Genomic DNA, 15,455 nt, shown 5'->3' on the forward strand with positions numbered 1-15,455 from the left:
TGCTGCAAGCCGGCAGGCCTCAGCGCCCCAGCAACAGGAAGATCTCGTTGTTGAGCAGCCACTCGGGCGGATACTTGCCCCGCAACTCTTCCGGAATGTCCATCTGCAGGCTCCGGCGTTCCTGCCGGACCACGTGGAAACCCGCTTCCGCCGTCAGGCCGACCAGCTCGTCCGCCGTGAGACGGTTCAAGGCCCGGTACTCATTGAAGACGAAGCGCTTGTAGCCCTCCGGACCGAAATCCGCAAAACCGAAGTCGGTCTCCGCAGCATCGATGGGCCCCTCGTGCGCGCGAATGATCTCCCACAGTGCCTCTTCGCTCACCAGCAGGTGGTGCCATGGCACCTCGTCATAGCGGCGCAGATGCGATCCATACGGGGAGTAGAACAGCGGCTCGATCTGGATGAAGAACACTCCTCCCGGCCGCAGGCAGGCATGCAGATCCTTCAGGATGGGAAGAAGCTGGCCACGCTCCACGTGCTCGAACGTGGACCAACTCATGATTCCGTCCACCGGGGCCTGCCGGCCTGCCAGGGGAGCCCCGGGCTGGATGGTTTCGAACGTGAGCGCAGAGGGGATGCGCGACATGCCCAGTTGCTCGCGGGCGATGCGCGGCAGCTTCCGGTATTCCTGGCGGATATCCACGCCGTGGATGCCCGTGGCACCATGCCTCAGCACCAGCGCCAGATCGGTGATGCCGTCGCCGCATCCGAAATTCAGCAGCCTGGACGTGCGCAGATCCAGGGCTCCGCCGACCCAGTCGTTGACGACATCCGCGGCATAGTTGAAATGCGCCCGGAACCATTCGTCCGTGATGCGCCCCCCATCCCAGGGAGCCGTCCCCCAGAGACGCTCCTGCCACCGATTCATCCAGCTCATGGGTTCACCGCCTTCTCCTCCATCGGATTGCGCCTGGCATCGGCACGCGCCCGGAAGAAGCGCGGGGCCTCCGTCCACAAATGCCAGGCGGCGGGCCGCTGCCTGAGCAGCCCGTCAAAATGCCCAAAGATCCTGTCTGTCAGTTCCTGCGGATCGGTGAACGTGCCGAGCGGTGCGATCCGCAGGGTTCTGCGGCCCGACTGCAGATCGATACCCATGTAGAACACCGTGGCCGGCAATGAGCGGTCCACAGCGATCTGCGGCAGGACGGCAGGTACGCTGACCGGCTGCCCCAGGATGGTCGTGGTGCGGGTGACGTTGACCTGATCCTCCGGCACGTCGATGACCACCACCACCTGTTCATCGCGGCGAAGCGCCTGCCTTACGCCCTCCATGCCGCCAGGCACGAAGACCACCGGGCGATGCAGCGCTATCTCGACCGAGCGCATGCGTGCGCGCACGTAGCGCCCGAATATCCATCGCCCGATGAAATCTCGGCCGCCGGGGGCTGCCAGCACCATGTTGCCCCGCATTCCTGCAGCGGCCGCATGGCACAGCGCCCACATCCCGGCCCCCCAATGGAAAGTGAACAGGAGGCCCGGCTTTCCAACGCCGTCCCATGCCCCGTCCACCTCCACATGGCGCCGTAGCCAGGCCGGAGAGCGTGCGCGGAAAAGGTAATGGTCCGCATGGTCCAGCAAGGTGACCAACCTGCGCTCCGCAAGCCAGTCCTCGGGAGGAATGCGGACCCATCCCTGCGAACTGGCCTGCGCCAATGCTGCCTCGCAGGCATCGCGGTAAAGCCATCGCCAACGGGCCATGCGGCGGAACAGGCGGAAGCACACCGTCCACGGCAGCACGGCCGCCAGGCCTGGCAGCAGCACCACTTCCAGCGCGTCCCGGCTTTCCCTTTTCCACCGCGACCAGGCACGGTCCCAACGCGTCATCACCGGCTCATTCCCAGCGATGCGGCAAACGGACAAGGCCGGGCATGGGTTTGGGAAAGGAAAAATGGAAATGCAGGAACTGAAACCATTCGTCGTACACGACCAGTCCCGTCTCATCGAAGAGATAGACGCTGATGACGTAGTCGCCCGTGTGCAGCGGCAACTCGGGGAAGGTCAGCACCGAGCGCCAGGAGCCGTCCTCGAGCCGGACCGGCTCTGCCCCTTCCTCATGGGTTCCGAGCGAAGTGATGCCGACCCCACGGGATTGCTCGATCATGAATCCGATGTTCGGACGCTCGTCCCCGCGGCCACGCACCACGATGGAGACCACCAGATCCTTGCTCTGCAGCATACCGGGACGGTCCCCCTCCGGTTCGGCAAGGTCCTGGACATCCACGGAAACAATGCAGGCGCTGCCTGCATCCCCCGAAGCAACGTGTTTCCGGTCAGGGCCTTGCACGGCAGGGGGAACTCCCGGAGCCAGGCCTGCCGCAGGCAATGCGCTCTCCACCTGAAGTGCTTCTCCCTGGGACGCACCGTCGCGCAACCGGGTGTGCAAATCGTAGGCGGCCAGCACCGGCTCCGTCGGCCCGAACTGCTCCACGCTGCCATCCTTCAACCACAAGGCCACATCGCACAGATGCCGGATGTGATAGGGGCTGTGGGAACAGAACAGGATGGTGCAGCCCGCCTCGCGGAAGGCCATGATGCGGTCCACGCACTTTTTCTGGAAATGCTGGTCCCCCACCGCCAGTGCCTCGTCGATGATGAGCACGTCAGGCTGCACCGCGGTGACCAGGGCAAAGGCCAGACGCACCGCCATGCCGGAGGAATAGGTCTTGACAGGCCGGTCCAGCGCATGCCCGAGTTCGCTGAACTCGACGATCTCGGGCTCCAGGCGCTGCATCGTCTCCCGGTCGATACCGATCAGGCTGCCGCCGAAGTACAGATTGTCCCGCCCGCTGAAATCCGGGTGGAACCCGGCCCCGAGCTCCAGAATGGCCGTCACCCGCCCCACCCGCTCTATCGAACCGGTCGATGGCTGAAGTGTTCCCGCCAGCAGTTTCAGCAGCGAACTCTTGCCGGCACCGTTGTCACCGATCACGCCGATGCACTGGCCACGCCGCAACTCGAAAGACACATCCTTCAGTGCCCAGTGACTGCGGTGTCGGGAACGGCCGGTGATAAGCGACTTGAGCCGCTGGCGGGGAGACGCATAGATGCGGTACTCCTTGCCAAGGTTCTTCACTCGCAGAACCGTCGACGACAATGACTGCAGGGCACTCATAGCCAGTCCACCAGTTGGTCGCGGCTGCGCCGGACAACGACATTCAGCGCCATGGCGACAACCACCAGCCATGCTGCGCCAGCCATCCACACGCTCGCTGGAGGCCAGTCCCCCAGCAGCAGCACCTGCTGATACCCGATGACCAAAGCCGTCATGGGATTGAGCCACAGCACCCAGCGCCAGTTCTCAGGGAACATGGTCAGAGGGAACAGGATGGGAGTGAGATAGATCCCCACGGAAAGCAGGAAACCCACGATCTGCACCGTGTCGCGCAGGGCGGCGGCAAGAATCGCAAGCAGGTACCCGATGAGCAGACAGAGGAGCAATTGCAGCGCCAGCAGCGGCACCATGGCCAACAGGGCCGGACGCACTCCGTGCAGAGGGGTATAGACCAAGGCCACCAGCAAAAGCAGCGGCCCGAAGATAACGCCGCTGGCCAGAACGGCCCGCGTCGTGAAGAGCACGGGCGGCAATGGATTCTTCTGCAGGGTTCCCCCCGCCTCGATCAAGCTGTTCATGCCCCGGGATACGGCATCGCAGAATGCCATCCATGGCAGCGCACCCACGACCAGGAACGTGCCTACGGCATGCGTGGGGGCTCCATTGCCGAGGCGCATGGAGAACACGACATCGAAAACGAGGTAATAGGCCGCGACGGTCAGCAAGGGCTGCAAGTACGGCCACAGGATGCCGACGGCCGTACCTGCGTGGCGCGCCGCCACCTCGCGCCGGGTCAACACCCACACCAGAGAGCGGGCGCTCCAGACGGCACGCCACTCGTTCCGCAAAATCTGCATGAAGAAAACCATCAGCGGCGGGCCGGGACCCGCCAGGCAACGCGCAGGAACGGACGTCCTGCGCCTCGAACGCAAACGCAGAGCTTACGCTTACGGGGCCGTCTTCACCGGCTGCGGATTGTAGCCAGCTGCAAAAGCTTCGATGGCTTCCTTGTTGATCTTCGCTTCCTGCTGCAGCGCCTGCGCATCGGCGACCCTGGCCTCCTGCTGCACGTTCGCACGGACTTCCTGCATCAGTTCGCCACGCACTTCATCGAAGCTGCGCGTTCTCGGAGCATGGCGACCTTCGAGTTGCAGAATGTGATAGCCGAACTTGCTCTGCACTATGCCGCTCAACTCACCCGGCTTGGTCAGCGCGAATGCGGCCTTGTCAAACTCCGGCACCATCTTGCCCGCTTCGAAGAAGCCGAGGTCACCGCCCTTGGCGGCACTGCCCTTGTCCGCCGAGCGCTCCTTGGCCAGTTGAGCGAAATCCGCCCCGGCCTTGAGCTCCTGCTCGATCTTTTCAATTTGTGCCCGGGAGTCCGCCCCCGTGCCTGCAATCAGTATGTGCCGAACCTGTACCTGTTCAGGCACCTTGAAACGCTCCAGCTTGGCCTTGTAGATGTTGCGAGCCAGACCTTCGGCAGCCGAGTCCGAAAGCATGTTGTCCTTGTCCACCTTGGCCAGATAAGCATCGGACAGCACCTTGTCACGCGCCACCCGCAGCGCAGCGGCCACCTCCGGGTCCTTCTCCAGCGCTGCAGCTTCGGCGCGTTGAGCCATGGCACGGCGTGCATACAGGTTGGAAGCGATCTGGGTCACTGTCTGCGGACGGGACAACACGGTATCGCGCATTTCCGGAGGCATGCGCAATGCATCGGCTCGCATATCGCTGCTGTCGATCGCGATATGAGGACCCTGGATCAAAACGGATTCCTGGGCGTGGGCGGACAACATCAGTGCGGAGACCAGTGCACCGGCGCAGAGGCGGAAAGCGGAACGTTTCATGTATGAGTCAACCATCAGTGAGAAATGAAAAAAGGCGGGGGAGACCCCCGCCTTTTTTGGATCACATTGCTGTGAAAAGTGCCGTAGCAACAGTGAATTACTGTGCAGCAGGGAACGTGAAGCGGTGGGGCCACGTGATACCGTAGGTACCGGACGTGCCAGCCGACGCCAGCGGGTTGGTGAGCTTGATGAACGAGGCGCCGATGATCGGCAGACCACGGCCATTGTTCGGCACGTCCACGCGGCTCCAGCCGTTCGTGTAGGCACCGGTCGTCAGCTGTTGAGCTGCAACCGAAGCACCCAGCACGGAACCCGAGGAGAAGCTCAGCACGCTGGTTTCGCCGCAGAAACGGGTCTGCGTCACGGAACCAGGCGAGAACACGGCACCGGCGGTTTGCGTGTTTTCTTCGCGGTCGTAGAAAGCTTGACCGGTGGAGTTCACGCAGATGGCACCGCCCACAGCTTGCAGCGAGGTGTTGCTGGGGTTGAAGCGCTCGTCGGCCACGCCGCCGCTGGCGTTCAGGTCAGTGAACAGGCGGATGTTGGACGTGTCGGCGGGGCTTTGGTTAGCCGCAGCGTAGTTCGCAGCCACGTTGTAGCGGCGGGTAGGCATGGAGAACAGCCAGTCCGTCTTGGCCGAGATGGAAGCATCGGTAGCGTACTGGTTGGTGATGGAGGTCACAGCCAGGGCGTTCGTCAGGTTCGTGGCCTGCACCAGAGGCGTCACGGCAACACCGGCATTAGCGGTGTAAGGCGTGGACATGTCGGGCAGGTCATAGTTCGCAGCAGCGATCTTCGGCAGGTTGCTCGGAACAGCGTTCGCAGAGTTGTACACGTTCAGCGTACGGAACAGCGGGTCGGCCGTGTAGGCATCCGGCGTGTTGGCGTTGGACGCCATTTGCGGGAAGTGCACGAAGTTACCGACAGCAGGCAGACCGTTGTTCTCGGCACGGATGGCCGTAGCGCCACCAGCGAACGTCGTGGTTTGCGCGACGTTGATGATGTACCAGTCGCCGACCAGACCCGTGGAGGGCGTATCGAAACCAGCAGCAGCCACGGCGGCGGGGGTCGTGAAGTTCTGCAGCGTGCCGTTCAGGACGGAGGACGTGCAAGGAGCCACGCCGTTCACGTGCTTGATAGCCGTGTACAGGGGGTTCGTCGTAGCCGTGCCAGCCAGCGTGGGCGGAATGTCAGCCATGTTGAAGATTTCAACGTAGCCTTCACGGGTCTGGTTGGCTTGGTCGGTGGACACAATGCCTTGGTTCAGGCGGTCGGTCACGAAACGCTGGGGCACGTTCTTCGTCAGAGCGGGCAGCGTGCAGGTGCCGTCAGCCGTCTGCAGTTGAGCCACGCCATCGGAGCCAGCCGTCACGGCAGCCGTCCACACGTCGCCAGGCGACATGAAGACTTGGAAGTCCAGAATGTCGTCGGAGTTCAGGGCGCCACGGAAACGGACCTTCACGGCCTTGCCGCGGGAGATGTCGGTGTTCACCACGTGCAGAACGGTCATGTTGCCGTTTTGCGCGTTGAAGTAAGGCACCAGCAGTGCATGGCCCACGCCGCCTTCGGCGAACGACAGCGTCGTAGCGGTCGTCGTCGTCAGCGGAGCGGCGCCGACGACCACATCAGCGGATGCGGCGCCAGCGAAGCCCAGGCCACCAATCATGGCAGCAATGCTCAGGGCCAGAACATTTTTCTTCATATCGAGAACTCCAGTTAAAAAGTTGGTAAGCGCAACTACCACGATTGATTACGCCAAAGAATAGTAGCACAGCGCATTCACGGCCTGTACTGCGGAACCTCTGCCAATCCTTCGCCTGTTGATGAAATGCAACAGTGCCTGGAGACATCACCGCACGAGGCCCACCCGAGCACGGCGGGGGTGAGCCCGACCATTCTTTGGGGTAGGGCTTGCAGACACGGAAGAGCCTGCGCGAAGCACCCTCGCGGATGCCCAGCGGGTCTGCCTCTCCGACCTCTACAAACCTTGGGGGCGAACAATACCAAAAGAACCCTGCATTCCCAAGCAAAAAAACCCAAATTCACACACATTTCGCCTGGCGCGACCAGAGCAGTCGCGGCGATCCTGTCCACAGCCGGGTGCCCACCTGGTTTCAACGGCCCGCATCAGGATACGCGCGTTCCGGACGCAACAACGCCCGGCACGCGACCGGGCGTTGCTGCCTGGGGTGCTCGGTCAACAGGCAATCATCTTGGCGGGTTGCCTGCACGAGCTTTCGGACACATCAAAGATCCTGGAACCTCCACCATTGCCCGTCCTCCTGCACCCAGGTTTCGTCGAGATAGGTATCGATGCTGTTGAGCTTGACGCCGATGATCATTGGCTTGGCGGTGAGCTTGATCTTCGCGACGCACTTCTCCGGCTGGCACTCCACATTCGTGACCTCGACCGCGGTGACGGAGGCGGCATTGCCGAACTGGCGCGCGAATTGCTCCTTGGTGAAGGCCTTCCTGTAAGAAGGAGGCGTCAGCGCATAGGTTTTCTCGTACTGTCCTGCCATGCGGGCCTTCCAGTACGCTTCAGCCCGCTCCTTCACCGCCTGCTCGGGGGTGGCAGGCGCCAGCGCAGCGCACCCCACCAAGAGCATCGCACCCGCGACCAAGCTTGCCGAACCTGACTTGAGAATGAGAGTTTTAAAGTTCATAGGGAAAAATGATAAGTGAATCCATCACTGCGGAGGCAATGGCTGGATCGTTGTCGACGTACCCGACGGCGCAGCAGGGGTGCGTCCGTTCTCCTTCAACTCGATGATCTGCAACCCCTTCAGGCGGTCGCGCAATTCATCGCTGACCTCGCGGATGTCGATGTCGGTCCGCACCACTTTGGGCGTGATCACCACCAGCAGTTCCGTACGATTGCCCGTCTTGCCGTTGTTGCTGAAGAGGTTTCCGACAATGGGGATGTCCTGAAGCAGTGGAACGCCGGATTTCGTTGTATTGCTGGTATCGCGGATGAGCCCACCCAGCACGATGGCCTCGCCCGAACGCACCGCCACCTTGCTGGTGATCTGGCGCTGCTGGAATACCGGCTGCAACGAGACACTGCCCGAACTGTCCGCTACCGCGTCGGTCACTGCCTGGTCGATCTGCATGGTCACCAGGTTGCCTGCATTCACGGAAGGCGTCACCGCCAGGCTCACGCCGGTGTCCCGGTACTGAATCGTGCTTGTGACGGAAGACACGTTGTCGAACCTCGTGGATGCCGTCTGTACAGGCTGCTGGTTGCCGACGCTCATCATCGCCGTGTGGTTGTCCAGCACCATCAGCGAGGGGCTAGAGATCACCTTGAGCAACCGCTTGGTGGCCAGGGCGTTGAGAACCACACGGACTGTTCCGACCGAGTTGGCAAGGGCATAAGAGAAACCCGATGTCGCTGCGGTGGGGATGTTCCCGATGATGCCGCTATCGTTGCCGTTGGTCAGCAACTGTCCGGTACCGTTGTAACCGGACGGCCCGCTATTGTTGAATGCCCATTGCAGTCCATACTGGAGCGTGTCGTCCAGCGTAACCTCCACGATGGATGCCTCGATCAGCACCTGCGTCGGAGGCAGGTCGAGCCGCTTCAAAGTCGCCTCGATTTTCATGTAGTTGGACTTCGTTCCCCAGACCAGCACCGAATTGTTGAGCTCGTCGGCCATCAGCCGGACCCCGCCGAGGTTGGCACTGACGGCGCCTTGCTGGGCGCCCACTTGGTTCTGGTTGCCGCGGTTACCCTGGAACGACCCAAAGCCGCTGCCGCTGCTGAAGCCGCCGCCAAAACCTCCGCTGCTGCCGAAACCTCCGCTGCTCCCGAAGCCACCTCCAAAGGACGAGTTGCCAAACCCTGACGAGCCGGAGCCATTGTTGAAGGACGAGTTGCCGAAGCCGGAGGAGCCGTACGAATTGGACGACGCGCCCCCGAGGCCGGGTGCCACCCCGCTGTTCGCGACGCTGCCTCCGGCCTGCCCACCGAAGATTCCGCTCAGCACGCTCGCCAGATGCTTCGCATTGCCGTTCTGCACGTGGTAGATGAACAGTTGCGGCTCCGCTCCGTTGTCGCTGGGCTGGTCGAGCTTCTCGATCCAGCGCCGCGCTTCGTCCAGGTAGGCGGCGCGGGGCGTCACCACGAGGATGCTGTTGATGCGTTCGATCGGCATGATGCGCAGCGCGCCGAACAGCGGATTGCCCTCTCCGAGCGTCACGGGAGCGGCATTGGCCTGGTTCGCGCCAGCCGCCGCAGTCGCCGCCGCGGCCGCACCCACGGGCGTCCCGGGAACGGCCCCGGGCGCGCTGCCGCCGCCACTCACCACGCGCAGCGCGGCCTCGACCTCCTTCACGGAGGCGTACTTGAGCGGGAAGACACCGACGGACATGCCTTTGAGCAGGTCCACGTCGAAGGTGTTCACCAGATCCATCCAGGCCTCCGCCTGGGTGCGCGTTCCCGACATCACCAGCAGGTTGCGCAGGTTGTCCACCCGGATGATCGCGTCTGGCGTCACCATGGGCCGCAGGATGGCAGCCATCTCGGCCGCGCCGATGTACTGCAGCGGGATGATGACAGCCCCGTTGCCGGGGGGAAGGGGCTCGCCGCTGCGGAACTGGCGCAGCGTTCCGCCGATGGCGCGCAGGGCATCCGGCCGGCCGACGTGGTAGGTACCGCGGGCGTCCCGGATCATCGCCAGGCCGTTGGCCTGCAATGCGCTTTCCAGCAGGAACATGGCCTGGTCGGGAGGAATGGGATTGCGGGTGGACAGCGTGACCGTGCCGTTCAGCGGAGGATGCAGCACGTAATTCGCTTTCGCGATGTCGCCCAGCATCGTGCGGACCACCTCCGCCACCGGGGCCTCCTCGAAGCTGAAGGTCATGGGCGTGCCGGTCAAGGCAGGAACGGGCTTGGGATCGGCCAGCACTTTGTCGGTACCCCTCATGATGCGGGGCTGGCTGCCCTGGTCCTCGGTTGCGGCAGACGCACCACCCCCCTTGCCGGTGGCCGCAGCATCGGTGGCAGCACCGGATCCGACAGTTGCCGGCACACCGGCCGACTCGGTGACGACGTTGGTGGCAGGCGCGCCGCCGGGCACGGAGGTCTGTGCAGCAGCCAGCTGGCATACGGCCATGGCGATGGAGGTCAGAGCGTATCGATAAGAAATCATGACTTACGTACCCAGAAGATGGGAAAGCGCACCTGCGCTGGAATTCAAGGGGTCCGCATTCCGCCGAAGACGGCGCGGCGGGGCGGGCTGACCGCGCCCGCGGAAGGCGGTGTCGCCGGCGGTTGGCCGACGTTGGAGGCAGGGGAAGGGAGCGGAGCGCCGGAATACACCGTCACGGCAGCCCTGGGCAACAGCAGCGTCCGCGTCTCGCCACCACGGCTGAAGGAAACCACACGATCCTGGATGGATTTCAGCACCCAGCCGTCGATGTTGTCATTCATCCGCAAGCGCCGCTGCTTGCCCGCCACCAGGATGATGACGCCGCCCTCCCCGCCTCCGGAATAAACGCCCGACAGGCGTGCCGAGGAAAGGTTGTCCTGAGGAGGCTCGCTGGCCGACGGAGGAGGAGGCGGCGGAGGACGACGGGTGGCCGAAAAGAGCGGCCTTTCCAGCATGGCGATGAAGGCGCGGGTATCGGCCGTGCCGACCGCGGGCAGCACGGGCAACAGGCCACTGATGTCCGACTTGCGCGGTTCCGGGGGCTGCCAGCGGACATTGCGCAACGTTCCGTCCGGAGAAAGCCACATCCACAGGAGCACCAGCGCCAGGATGGCGTTCACGAAGAGCAGCAGGTGCAGGGAGTAGCGCTTCATGACCGCTCCCTCAGCACGCTCAGGCCGAACGCAACGGACAACCGCGGCGCGCTCTTCGGGTCCACGTTGCCGAATCCCGCATTCACCTGGATTTCGAGGTCGTCGATGAGGACCAGCGGCAACTGGCTGTTAAGCACCGCCAGGGCACTCTGAACGGCAAGCAGGTCCCCCTCGGCTCGCACGTTCAGGGGAATGCGATCGAAACCTTTGTCTTCCTTCGCAGGAAGGACCTGGCTGCTGCTTACCTGGAGCCCTGCCGCGCCGAAGATATCCCGCACCTTCTGCTGGGCTGCGTTGCCGGTCAGGCTCGCGTCCTGGCCGGCGGGATAGATGTATTGCGCACGCGCCTCGCCCGCGCTCTGGAGGGCAGCGGCAATTTCGGTTTTCTGGGCCTCCAGGCCCAGAAGGCGTGCGTGGCGGGGTTCCAGCGCATCCAGCCGCTCCTGCGCATCCATATGGCGCTGTGCGACGTACCAGCCGATCAATACCAGGGGTACCAGGACAAGCAGCAGGGTGGCGGCCAGCATCAGCCGCTCTCGGGAAGGCATGCGTTTCATGGTTTGTCGCGCGTCGCCGCAGCGGAAGGAAAAGAGGCGCTCTGCGCAGGCGCTGCCGCCGGCCGGGGCACGGTACCGCCGAAGGTCGCCACGCCGCCAAAACTGGCCCGGGGCGCCGACGCCCCCATCGGCGGAGCTGCCGCCGCAGCCGCGGTGCTGGCGGCACTGGCCGCCGGGATGGCCTGCGACGGCATGGAAGCGGCAGAACCGGGAACGGACGCGGGCACTGCTGCAGGCGGGGAGGTCGCGGAGGAAGACGCCGCGGTTCTGGCAGGTGTGCTGGAGGGCGCGCCGAACACCTGCGGATCGAGCATGAATTCGATCGCGAAGGACTCCTTGCCGGAGTTGCCCATCCGGGTCGCTGCGGACGGCGCCCGAACTTCCTTGAAACCCGCCTCATTGCCCAGAATCTGCATGAGGGCAGAAGCATTGGCAGTCATGCCGACGATCGTGACTTTGGCCCCCTGCAGCCGGAAGCTCTGGAGAGCGGTATCGTCCGGCAGCAACTGCGTCAACCGGTCGAGCACCTTCAAGGGTTCGATGCGGCTGGAAACGAGTTCGGACAACTGGTTCAGTTTCTCTGCCGACTGCATGAGCGCTTCACGCTGCTGGACGACCGGGGCCACGCGCTGCGCAACCTCGCCATAGGACTGGGCAGCCTCGAGTGCGCGCTCCCTCAGTTGCAGGCTGGGCGTGACGGCGATGGCCAGCAGCAGCAATCCGATCGTGCCCAGCAGCGCAAGACCGGTGCGCCGCCAGCGCATCGCATGGGCCTTGCGCAATCCCTCGCCGTACCCCTCCAGCACGATAGGCTCGCCATCCCCGGCACGGACCCAGACTTCCGGCTCCGCACCAGCCAGTGCATCGGTCCGGTCCGCCATGTACTGCGCGATCTGCCGGCGAGACACGAGCACCAGGTCCACGCGCACGTTCCCTGCAGGTAGCCAGTGGGCGCGATGGCCCCAGGCCAGATCGCCGGCAGGAAACGGGCTGATGGAGCGGGCCTCCAGCGAAGACGCGTGGGCCACGTCGGTGGCCGTCATCGGCGGCAGGGCCAGCGAACGGCGCAGCACCAGATCCTCAGGCAACTCCAGTGCGGCAAAGGGAGGCTTGGCGGCGCCCGCGCGATCGTTGTGGCGCCCCTGCCTCGTCCAGACGGACTGCCGGCCATCGGGATGGATGACACGCACCGGCGCCTCGGGAGTGAGCCATGCGAAAACAGGCCAGTCATGCATGTGCGACCAGGGCTGGCGAATGTCACGCCACAGCACGCGCAGATCGACTCCCAGAAAACGGGCTTCAGAAGAAAAAGAGGGCATCGCTTTTCAGGGATTGCGGACTACCGGCTCCACGCTGGAGCCGGTGCGGAAGGAATACCACGGAGCTCCATCACGGGCGCGTGCGGTCAGATCGACGCTGCGCGATACGCGCAGCCAGGTGCCGTCCGGCATGGGAACCCGGGCCTCCATGCGGATTCGCCGAACCGAGGAACTATCGAGAAAAGCGCCGTCGAGCGCACTCGTGTCCACCCCTGGTTCACCCGCATCGCGCTTGTCGGCGATGGCCCTGGCTGCGGCCGCATTCCCGCTGGCCAGCACCGTCAGGACTTCGACGGGCGCGGCCAGGGGATTCACCAGACCACGGCCTCGCAGGTCAGCGGTGACAAGGGGAAAAAGTCTAGCATAGAGGCCATAGTCGATCCCGGGGACCTTGAGCAGGTCTTCCTCGGCTTCGAAACGCTCCTGCAGCCCTGATGGGGCGCGTTGCTCACGGACCTGAACGGTGGCCTGCGCCAGTGCATCCGCCTGCCCGGCAGGTACGCCGCCCGCGATGGCATACATCCTGGCCAGCAGAGGAACCGGGGCACTGTTGATGTCGATGAGCCCGTTCAGGGGCATGGCCCGCACCTGCATGGCGACGCCTCCGTACCGGATTTCCGACTGCAGCATGCGATTGATGGGCGCGTTGTTGGCAACGATGGCCTGCAGGGCCAGCTGAATGGCCGCATCGCCCAGGGCCTGTGCCTGGACGTTCTGTCGGGCCAGCGTCATCATGCGAGCCTCTTCGCGAATGGTCCGCGTAACTCCAGTAACAATAATGCTGAGCGACGCCACGATCCAGAGCACAGCGATGAGCGCCATGCCTTCGGAAGATCGACGGGAAAGACGGCAATGCATCGGCGTGCTCATCGGCTTCCCCCGAACGTGGCGCCACCGATGGAAGGATCGCTGCTGGGCAGCGCCCGCAGGGGTACGACGATCTCAGGCCAGGCATCGGTGGCGGTGCGGATAAGCACCGACACACGCTGGGGAAGGCGGTCTGCGATCGTCCAGGGAGCGCCCCACTGCGGCGGCTCCGGCGAAGCATCCTCGTAGCGGAGTTCGAATCCGGAGATGGCCGGTACCAGCACATAGCTCTCGGCCCGCCCCCAGTCGGGCAAGACGGGCGAATCCACGAAGGGAAGATATCGGAGCACCAGCGACTGGCCGGCAGGCCCGTCCTCCAGCCCCAGCCGCAAGAAGAAGCGCCCTCCCACGCCATAGCGGGCAGGCATGACACCTACCCACGCCATTTCCTGCGGCCCACCGAAGAAATAGTACGGACTTTCATTGAAGTTGGTGATCCCCGGACGCTTGCGCAGGGATATCCGCCCGAGTACCGACCGCAGGAAGCCATCGGTGGTCCGCAGGTCGTCCACCTTGCGCAGGCGGGCATCCACGCGCTCTTCCGTCTGCGCGGTGGTGCGCAGAGCGGAGGCCATGGCCAGCATGACCAGCGACAACAGGGAGATCACGACGAGCAGTTCCACGAGGGTGAACCCCCGGCTTTGCCCGCGGCTTCGACGGATCCGTCCCATCAGCCGCGCCCCGGTTCCGGCAGCCTGCGTTGCGGGCGCAGGGTGCTCAGTTCAAAAGTACGGGTGCGGGTGCCGTCCGACCAGGAGATGACGATGCTCACCTCGTGCAAGGGTGGGATGTTGGGCCCCTTTACGTCGGTGGGATAGGGCGCACTGGCGATGCGCCATTGGTATCCGGCCGATTCGCCGGACTGGTTCCAGCCCTGCTCCGGCACGGCATCGCGGAGGGCAAGGAGCGACTGGGCCAGGACCACCGCACGCTGGTAGCGGTCCACGTCCGCGACGCTGCGGGCCGAGCCGCCCATTGCGCGATAGAGCATGCCCATGGCAAGCGCCATGATGGCGAACGCCACCAGCAGTTCCAGCAGGGTGAGACCCTGCTGGCCACGACGCCTGGGCCCGGTCATCGGGTCAGCGCCTCTTGCGTCACCCGGCCGGAAAGCCAGTCCACGCGCAGGCGCGTGCCCACACCGGGCGCCCGGAGGATCTCGATGCTGCCGCCCGTGGCACCTCCACTGGGCAAAAAGCGGATGGATGCCCGGCTTTGCGGATCCAGTTCGGAGTTGGCCACGATGGCCCGCAACTGCAGCGGCTCGGGCAAGGGCTTCATGGCAGCGCCCACCCCGTAGAGGCGGTTGCGGAGATCGACCGAGAAGCGCACCTCGCGGCCTTCGGCCATGGCCTGGAAGCGGGCGGAGCGCATCTGGCTGGACATGGTGCGTACCGCGTCGCGGTAGGACGAGGCTTCGCGCAGCCGCTCGAAGGCGAGCGGCGTGAGGCCCACCACGAGCGCCATGATGGCGAAGACGACCAGCAACTCAACCAGCGTGAAGCCGCGCTCGCGCCGCATGGCCAAACGGCAGGAAGCCGGAAACGTCAGGGTTTGTTGCGGATGTCGGCCGCTTCGCCTTCTCCGCCCGGTGCGCCGTCCGCGCCCAACGAGAGGATCTCGATGCCGCCGTTGGGACCGGGACTGGCGTAGCGGTACGGGTGACCCCACGGGTCCGTAGGTACACCGCCCTTGAGGTAGGGGCCAGCCCAGCCGTTCACGGACCCTGGACGCGTGACGAGGGCATTCAGGCCTTCTTCCGTGGTGGGATAGCGGCCGACATCGAGCTTGAAGAGTTCCAGCGACTTGTCCAGGTCGGCGATCTGCACAGCGGCCGTCTTGGCCTTGGCGCCGCCGAGCTGGCCCAGCACGCGAGGGCCGACCAGGCCGGCGAGCAGCGTCAGGATGGCCAGCACGACCAGCAGTTCGATCAGGGTGAAGCCGCGGGAGGATTTGCGTTGCATGGGCGAGCCACAGGAGCGGCGGTCAACGATGTGCGCCATGGAA

General features: G+C 64.4%; 16 protein-coding genes. All 16 read right to left on the reverse strand.

The features are described 5' to 3' along the window. Positions 1-19 precede the first annotated feature (19 nt). Positions 20-877, reverse strand: coding sequence for a class I SAM-dependent methyltransferase (locus ACGHC0_RS20960; protein ID WP_368352768.1), 858 nt, complete (start codon positions 875-877; stop codon positions 20-22). Next, on the reverse strand, positions 874-1,824 hold the full coding sequence (locus ACGHC0_RS20965; protein WP_415266647.1) for a hypothetical protein: 951 nt from the start codon (positions 1,822-1,824) through the stop codon (positions 874-876). The genes ACGHC0_RS20960 and ACGHC0_RS20965 overlap by 4 nt, the downstream gene beginning before the upstream one ends. A gap of 7 nt (positions 1,825-1,831) precedes the next feature. Continuing rightward, entirely contained in the window at positions 1,832-3,112 is a 1,281-nt protein-coding gene (locus tag ACGHC0_RS20970) for an ABC transporter ATP-binding protein (protein ID WP_368352770.1), read from the reverse strand. Beyond that, positions 3,109-3,909, reverse strand: coding sequence for an ABC transporter permease (locus ACGHC0_RS20975; RefSeq protein WP_368355680.1), 801 nt, complete (start codon positions 3,907-3,909; stop codon positions 3,109-3,111). The genes ACGHC0_RS20970 and ACGHC0_RS20975 overlap by 4 nt, the downstream gene beginning before the upstream one ends. Positions 3,910-3,999: 90 nt before the next feature. Further along, positions 4,000-4,899, reverse strand: a complete 900-nt coding sequence (locus ACGHC0_RS20980; protein ID WP_368352771.1) for a peptidylprolyl isomerase — start codon at positions 4,897-4,899, stop codon at positions 4,000-4,002. Between the two features lie 97 nt (positions 4,900-4,996). Then, positions 4,997-6,601: a cell surface protein gene (locus tag ACGHC0_RS20985; protein WP_415266648.1), complete on the reverse strand. Its 1,605-nt coding sequence runs from the start codon at positions 6,599-6,601 to the stop codon at positions 4,997-4,999. Between the two features lie 544 nt (positions 6,602-7,145). Then, the gene (locus ACGHC0_RS20990) at positions 7,146-7,565 is read right to left on the reverse strand and encodes a hypothetical protein (protein WP_368352773.1); all 420 of its coding nucleotides are present in this window, start codon (positions 7,563-7,565) and stop codon (positions 7,146-7,148) included. 24 nt (positions 7,566-7,589) lie between these two features. Continuing rightward, positions 7,590-10,052 (reverse strand): type II secretion system secretin GspD, encoded by a 2,463-nt coding sequence (gene gspD, locus ACGHC0_RS20995; RefSeq protein ID WP_368352774.1) that lies wholly within the window; start codon positions 10,050-10,052, stop codon positions 7,590-7,592. Positions 10,053-10,096: 44 nt separating this feature from the next. Continuing rightward, a complete protein-coding gene (locus ACGHC0_RS21000) occupies positions 10,097-10,672 on the reverse strand; it encodes a hypothetical protein (RefSeq protein WP_415266649.1) in 576 nt (191 codons plus the stop codon). Between the two features lie 29 nt (positions 10,673-10,701). Beyond that, complete coding sequence (gspM, locus tag ACGHC0_RS21005; protein WP_368352776.1) at positions 10,702-11,262, reverse strand: type II secretion system protein GspM; 561 nt, start codon at positions 11,260-11,262, stop codon at positions 10,702-10,704. After that, on the reverse strand, positions 11,259-12,581 hold the full coding sequence (locus tag ACGHC0_RS21010) for a PilN domain-containing protein (protein ID WP_415266650.1): 1,323 nt from the start codon (positions 12,579-12,581) through the stop codon (positions 11,259-11,261). Before ACGHC0_RS21010 ends, gspM begins: the two co-directional genes overlap by 4 nt. A 6-nt stretch (positions 12,582-12,587) precedes the next feature. Then, positions 12,588-13,403, reverse strand: a complete 816-nt coding sequence (locus tag ACGHC0_RS21015; protein WP_368352778.1) for a type II secretion system protein GspK — start codon at positions 13,401-13,403, stop codon at positions 12,588-12,590. A gap of 44 nt (positions 13,404-13,447) precedes the next feature. Next, positions 13,448-14,119, reverse strand: coding sequence for a prepilin-type N-terminal cleavage/methylation domain-containing protein (locus ACGHC0_RS21020; protein WP_415266651.1), 672 nt, complete (start codon positions 14,117-14,119; stop codon positions 13,448-13,450). Continuing rightward, the gene (locus tag ACGHC0_RS21025) at positions 14,119-14,526 is read right to left on the reverse strand and encodes a PulJ/GspJ family protein (protein ID WP_368352780.1); all 408 of its coding nucleotides are present in this window, start codon (positions 14,524-14,526) and stop codon (positions 14,119-14,121) included. Before ACGHC0_RS21025 ends, ACGHC0_RS21020 begins: the two co-directional genes overlap by 1 nt. Beyond that, complete coding sequence (locus ACGHC0_RS21030; RefSeq protein WP_053843531.1) at positions 14,523-14,969, reverse strand: GspH/FimT family pseudopilin; 447 nt, start codon at positions 14,967-14,969, stop codon at positions 14,523-14,525. The genes ACGHC0_RS21025 and ACGHC0_RS21030 overlap by 4 nt, the downstream gene beginning before the upstream one ends. Before the next feature lie 26 nt (positions 14,970-14,995). After that, entirely contained in the window at positions 14,996-15,451 is a 456-nt protein-coding gene (gene gspG / locus ACGHC0_RS21035) for a type II secretion system major pseudopilin GspG (RefSeq protein ID WP_368352782.1), read from the reverse strand. Between the last annotated feature and the right edge of the window lie 4 nt (positions 15,452-15,455).

The organism is Acidovorax sacchari (assembly GCF_042847045.1).
GTDB lineage: Bacteria > Pseudomonadota > Gammaproteobacteria > Burkholderiales > Burkholderiaceae_C > Paracidovorax > Paracidovorax sacchari.

Coding starts and splice junctions, on each gene's coding strand:
- gspM (WP_368352776.1), bottom strand. CDS start 11,262: ATGAAACGCATGCCTTCCCGAGAGCGGCTGATGCTGGCCGCCACCCTG.
- ACGHC0_RS20980 (WP_368352771.1), bottom strand. CDS start 4,899: ATGAAACGTTCCGCTTTCCGCCTCTGCGCCGGTGCACTGGTCTCCGCA.
- ACGHC0_RS21020 (WP_415266651.1), bottom strand. CDS start 14,119: ATGGGACGGATCCGTCGAAGCCGCGGGCAAAGCCGGGGGTTCACCCTC.
- ACGHC0_RS21015 (WP_368352778.1), bottom strand. CDS start 13,403: ATGGCGCTCATCGCTGTGCTCTGGATCGTGGCGTCGCTCAGCATTATT.
- ACGHC0_RS20970 (WP_368352770.1), bottom strand. CDS start 3,112: ATGAGTGCCCTGCAGTCATTGTCGTCGACGGTTCTGCGAGTGAAGAAC.
- ACGHC0_RS20975 (WP_368355680.1), bottom strand. CDS start 3,909: ATGCAGATTTTGCGGAACGAGTGGCGTGCCGTCTGGAGCGCCCGCTCT.
- gspG (WP_368352782.1), bottom strand. CDS start 15,451: ATGGCGCACATCGTTGACCGCCGCTCCTGTGGCTCGCCCATGCAACGC.
- ACGHC0_RS20960 (WP_368352768.1), bottom strand. CDS start 877: ATGAGCTGGATGAATCGGTGGCAGGAGCGTCTCTGGGGGACGGCTCCC.
- ACGHC0_RS21030 (WP_053843531.1), bottom strand. CDS start 14,969: ATGCGGCGCGAGCGCGGCTTCACGCTGGTTGAGTTGCTGGTCGTCTTC.
- ACGHC0_RS20985 (WP_415266648.1), bottom strand. CDS start 6,601: ATGAAGAAAAATGTTCTGGCCCTGAGCATTGCTGCCATGATTGGTGGC.
- ACGHC0_RS20990 (WP_368352773.1), bottom strand. CDS start 7,565: ATGAACTTTAAAACTCTCATTCTCAAGTCAGGTTCGGCAAGCTTGGTC.
- gspD (WP_368352774.1), bottom strand. CDS start 10,052: ATGATTTCTTATCGATACGCTCTGACCTCCATCGCCATGGCCGTATGC.
- ACGHC0_RS20965 (WP_415266647.1), bottom strand. CDS start 1,824: ATGACGCGTTGGGACCGTGCCTGGTCGCGGTGGAAAAGGGAAAGCCGG.
- ACGHC0_RS21010 (WP_415266650.1), bottom strand. CDS start 12,581: ATGCCCTCTTTTTCTTCTGAAGCCCGTTTTCTGGGAGTCGATCTGCGC.
- ACGHC0_RS21025 (WP_368352780.1), bottom strand. CDS start 14,526: ATGACCGGGCCCAGGCGTCGTGGCCAGCAGGGTCTCACCCTGCTGGAA.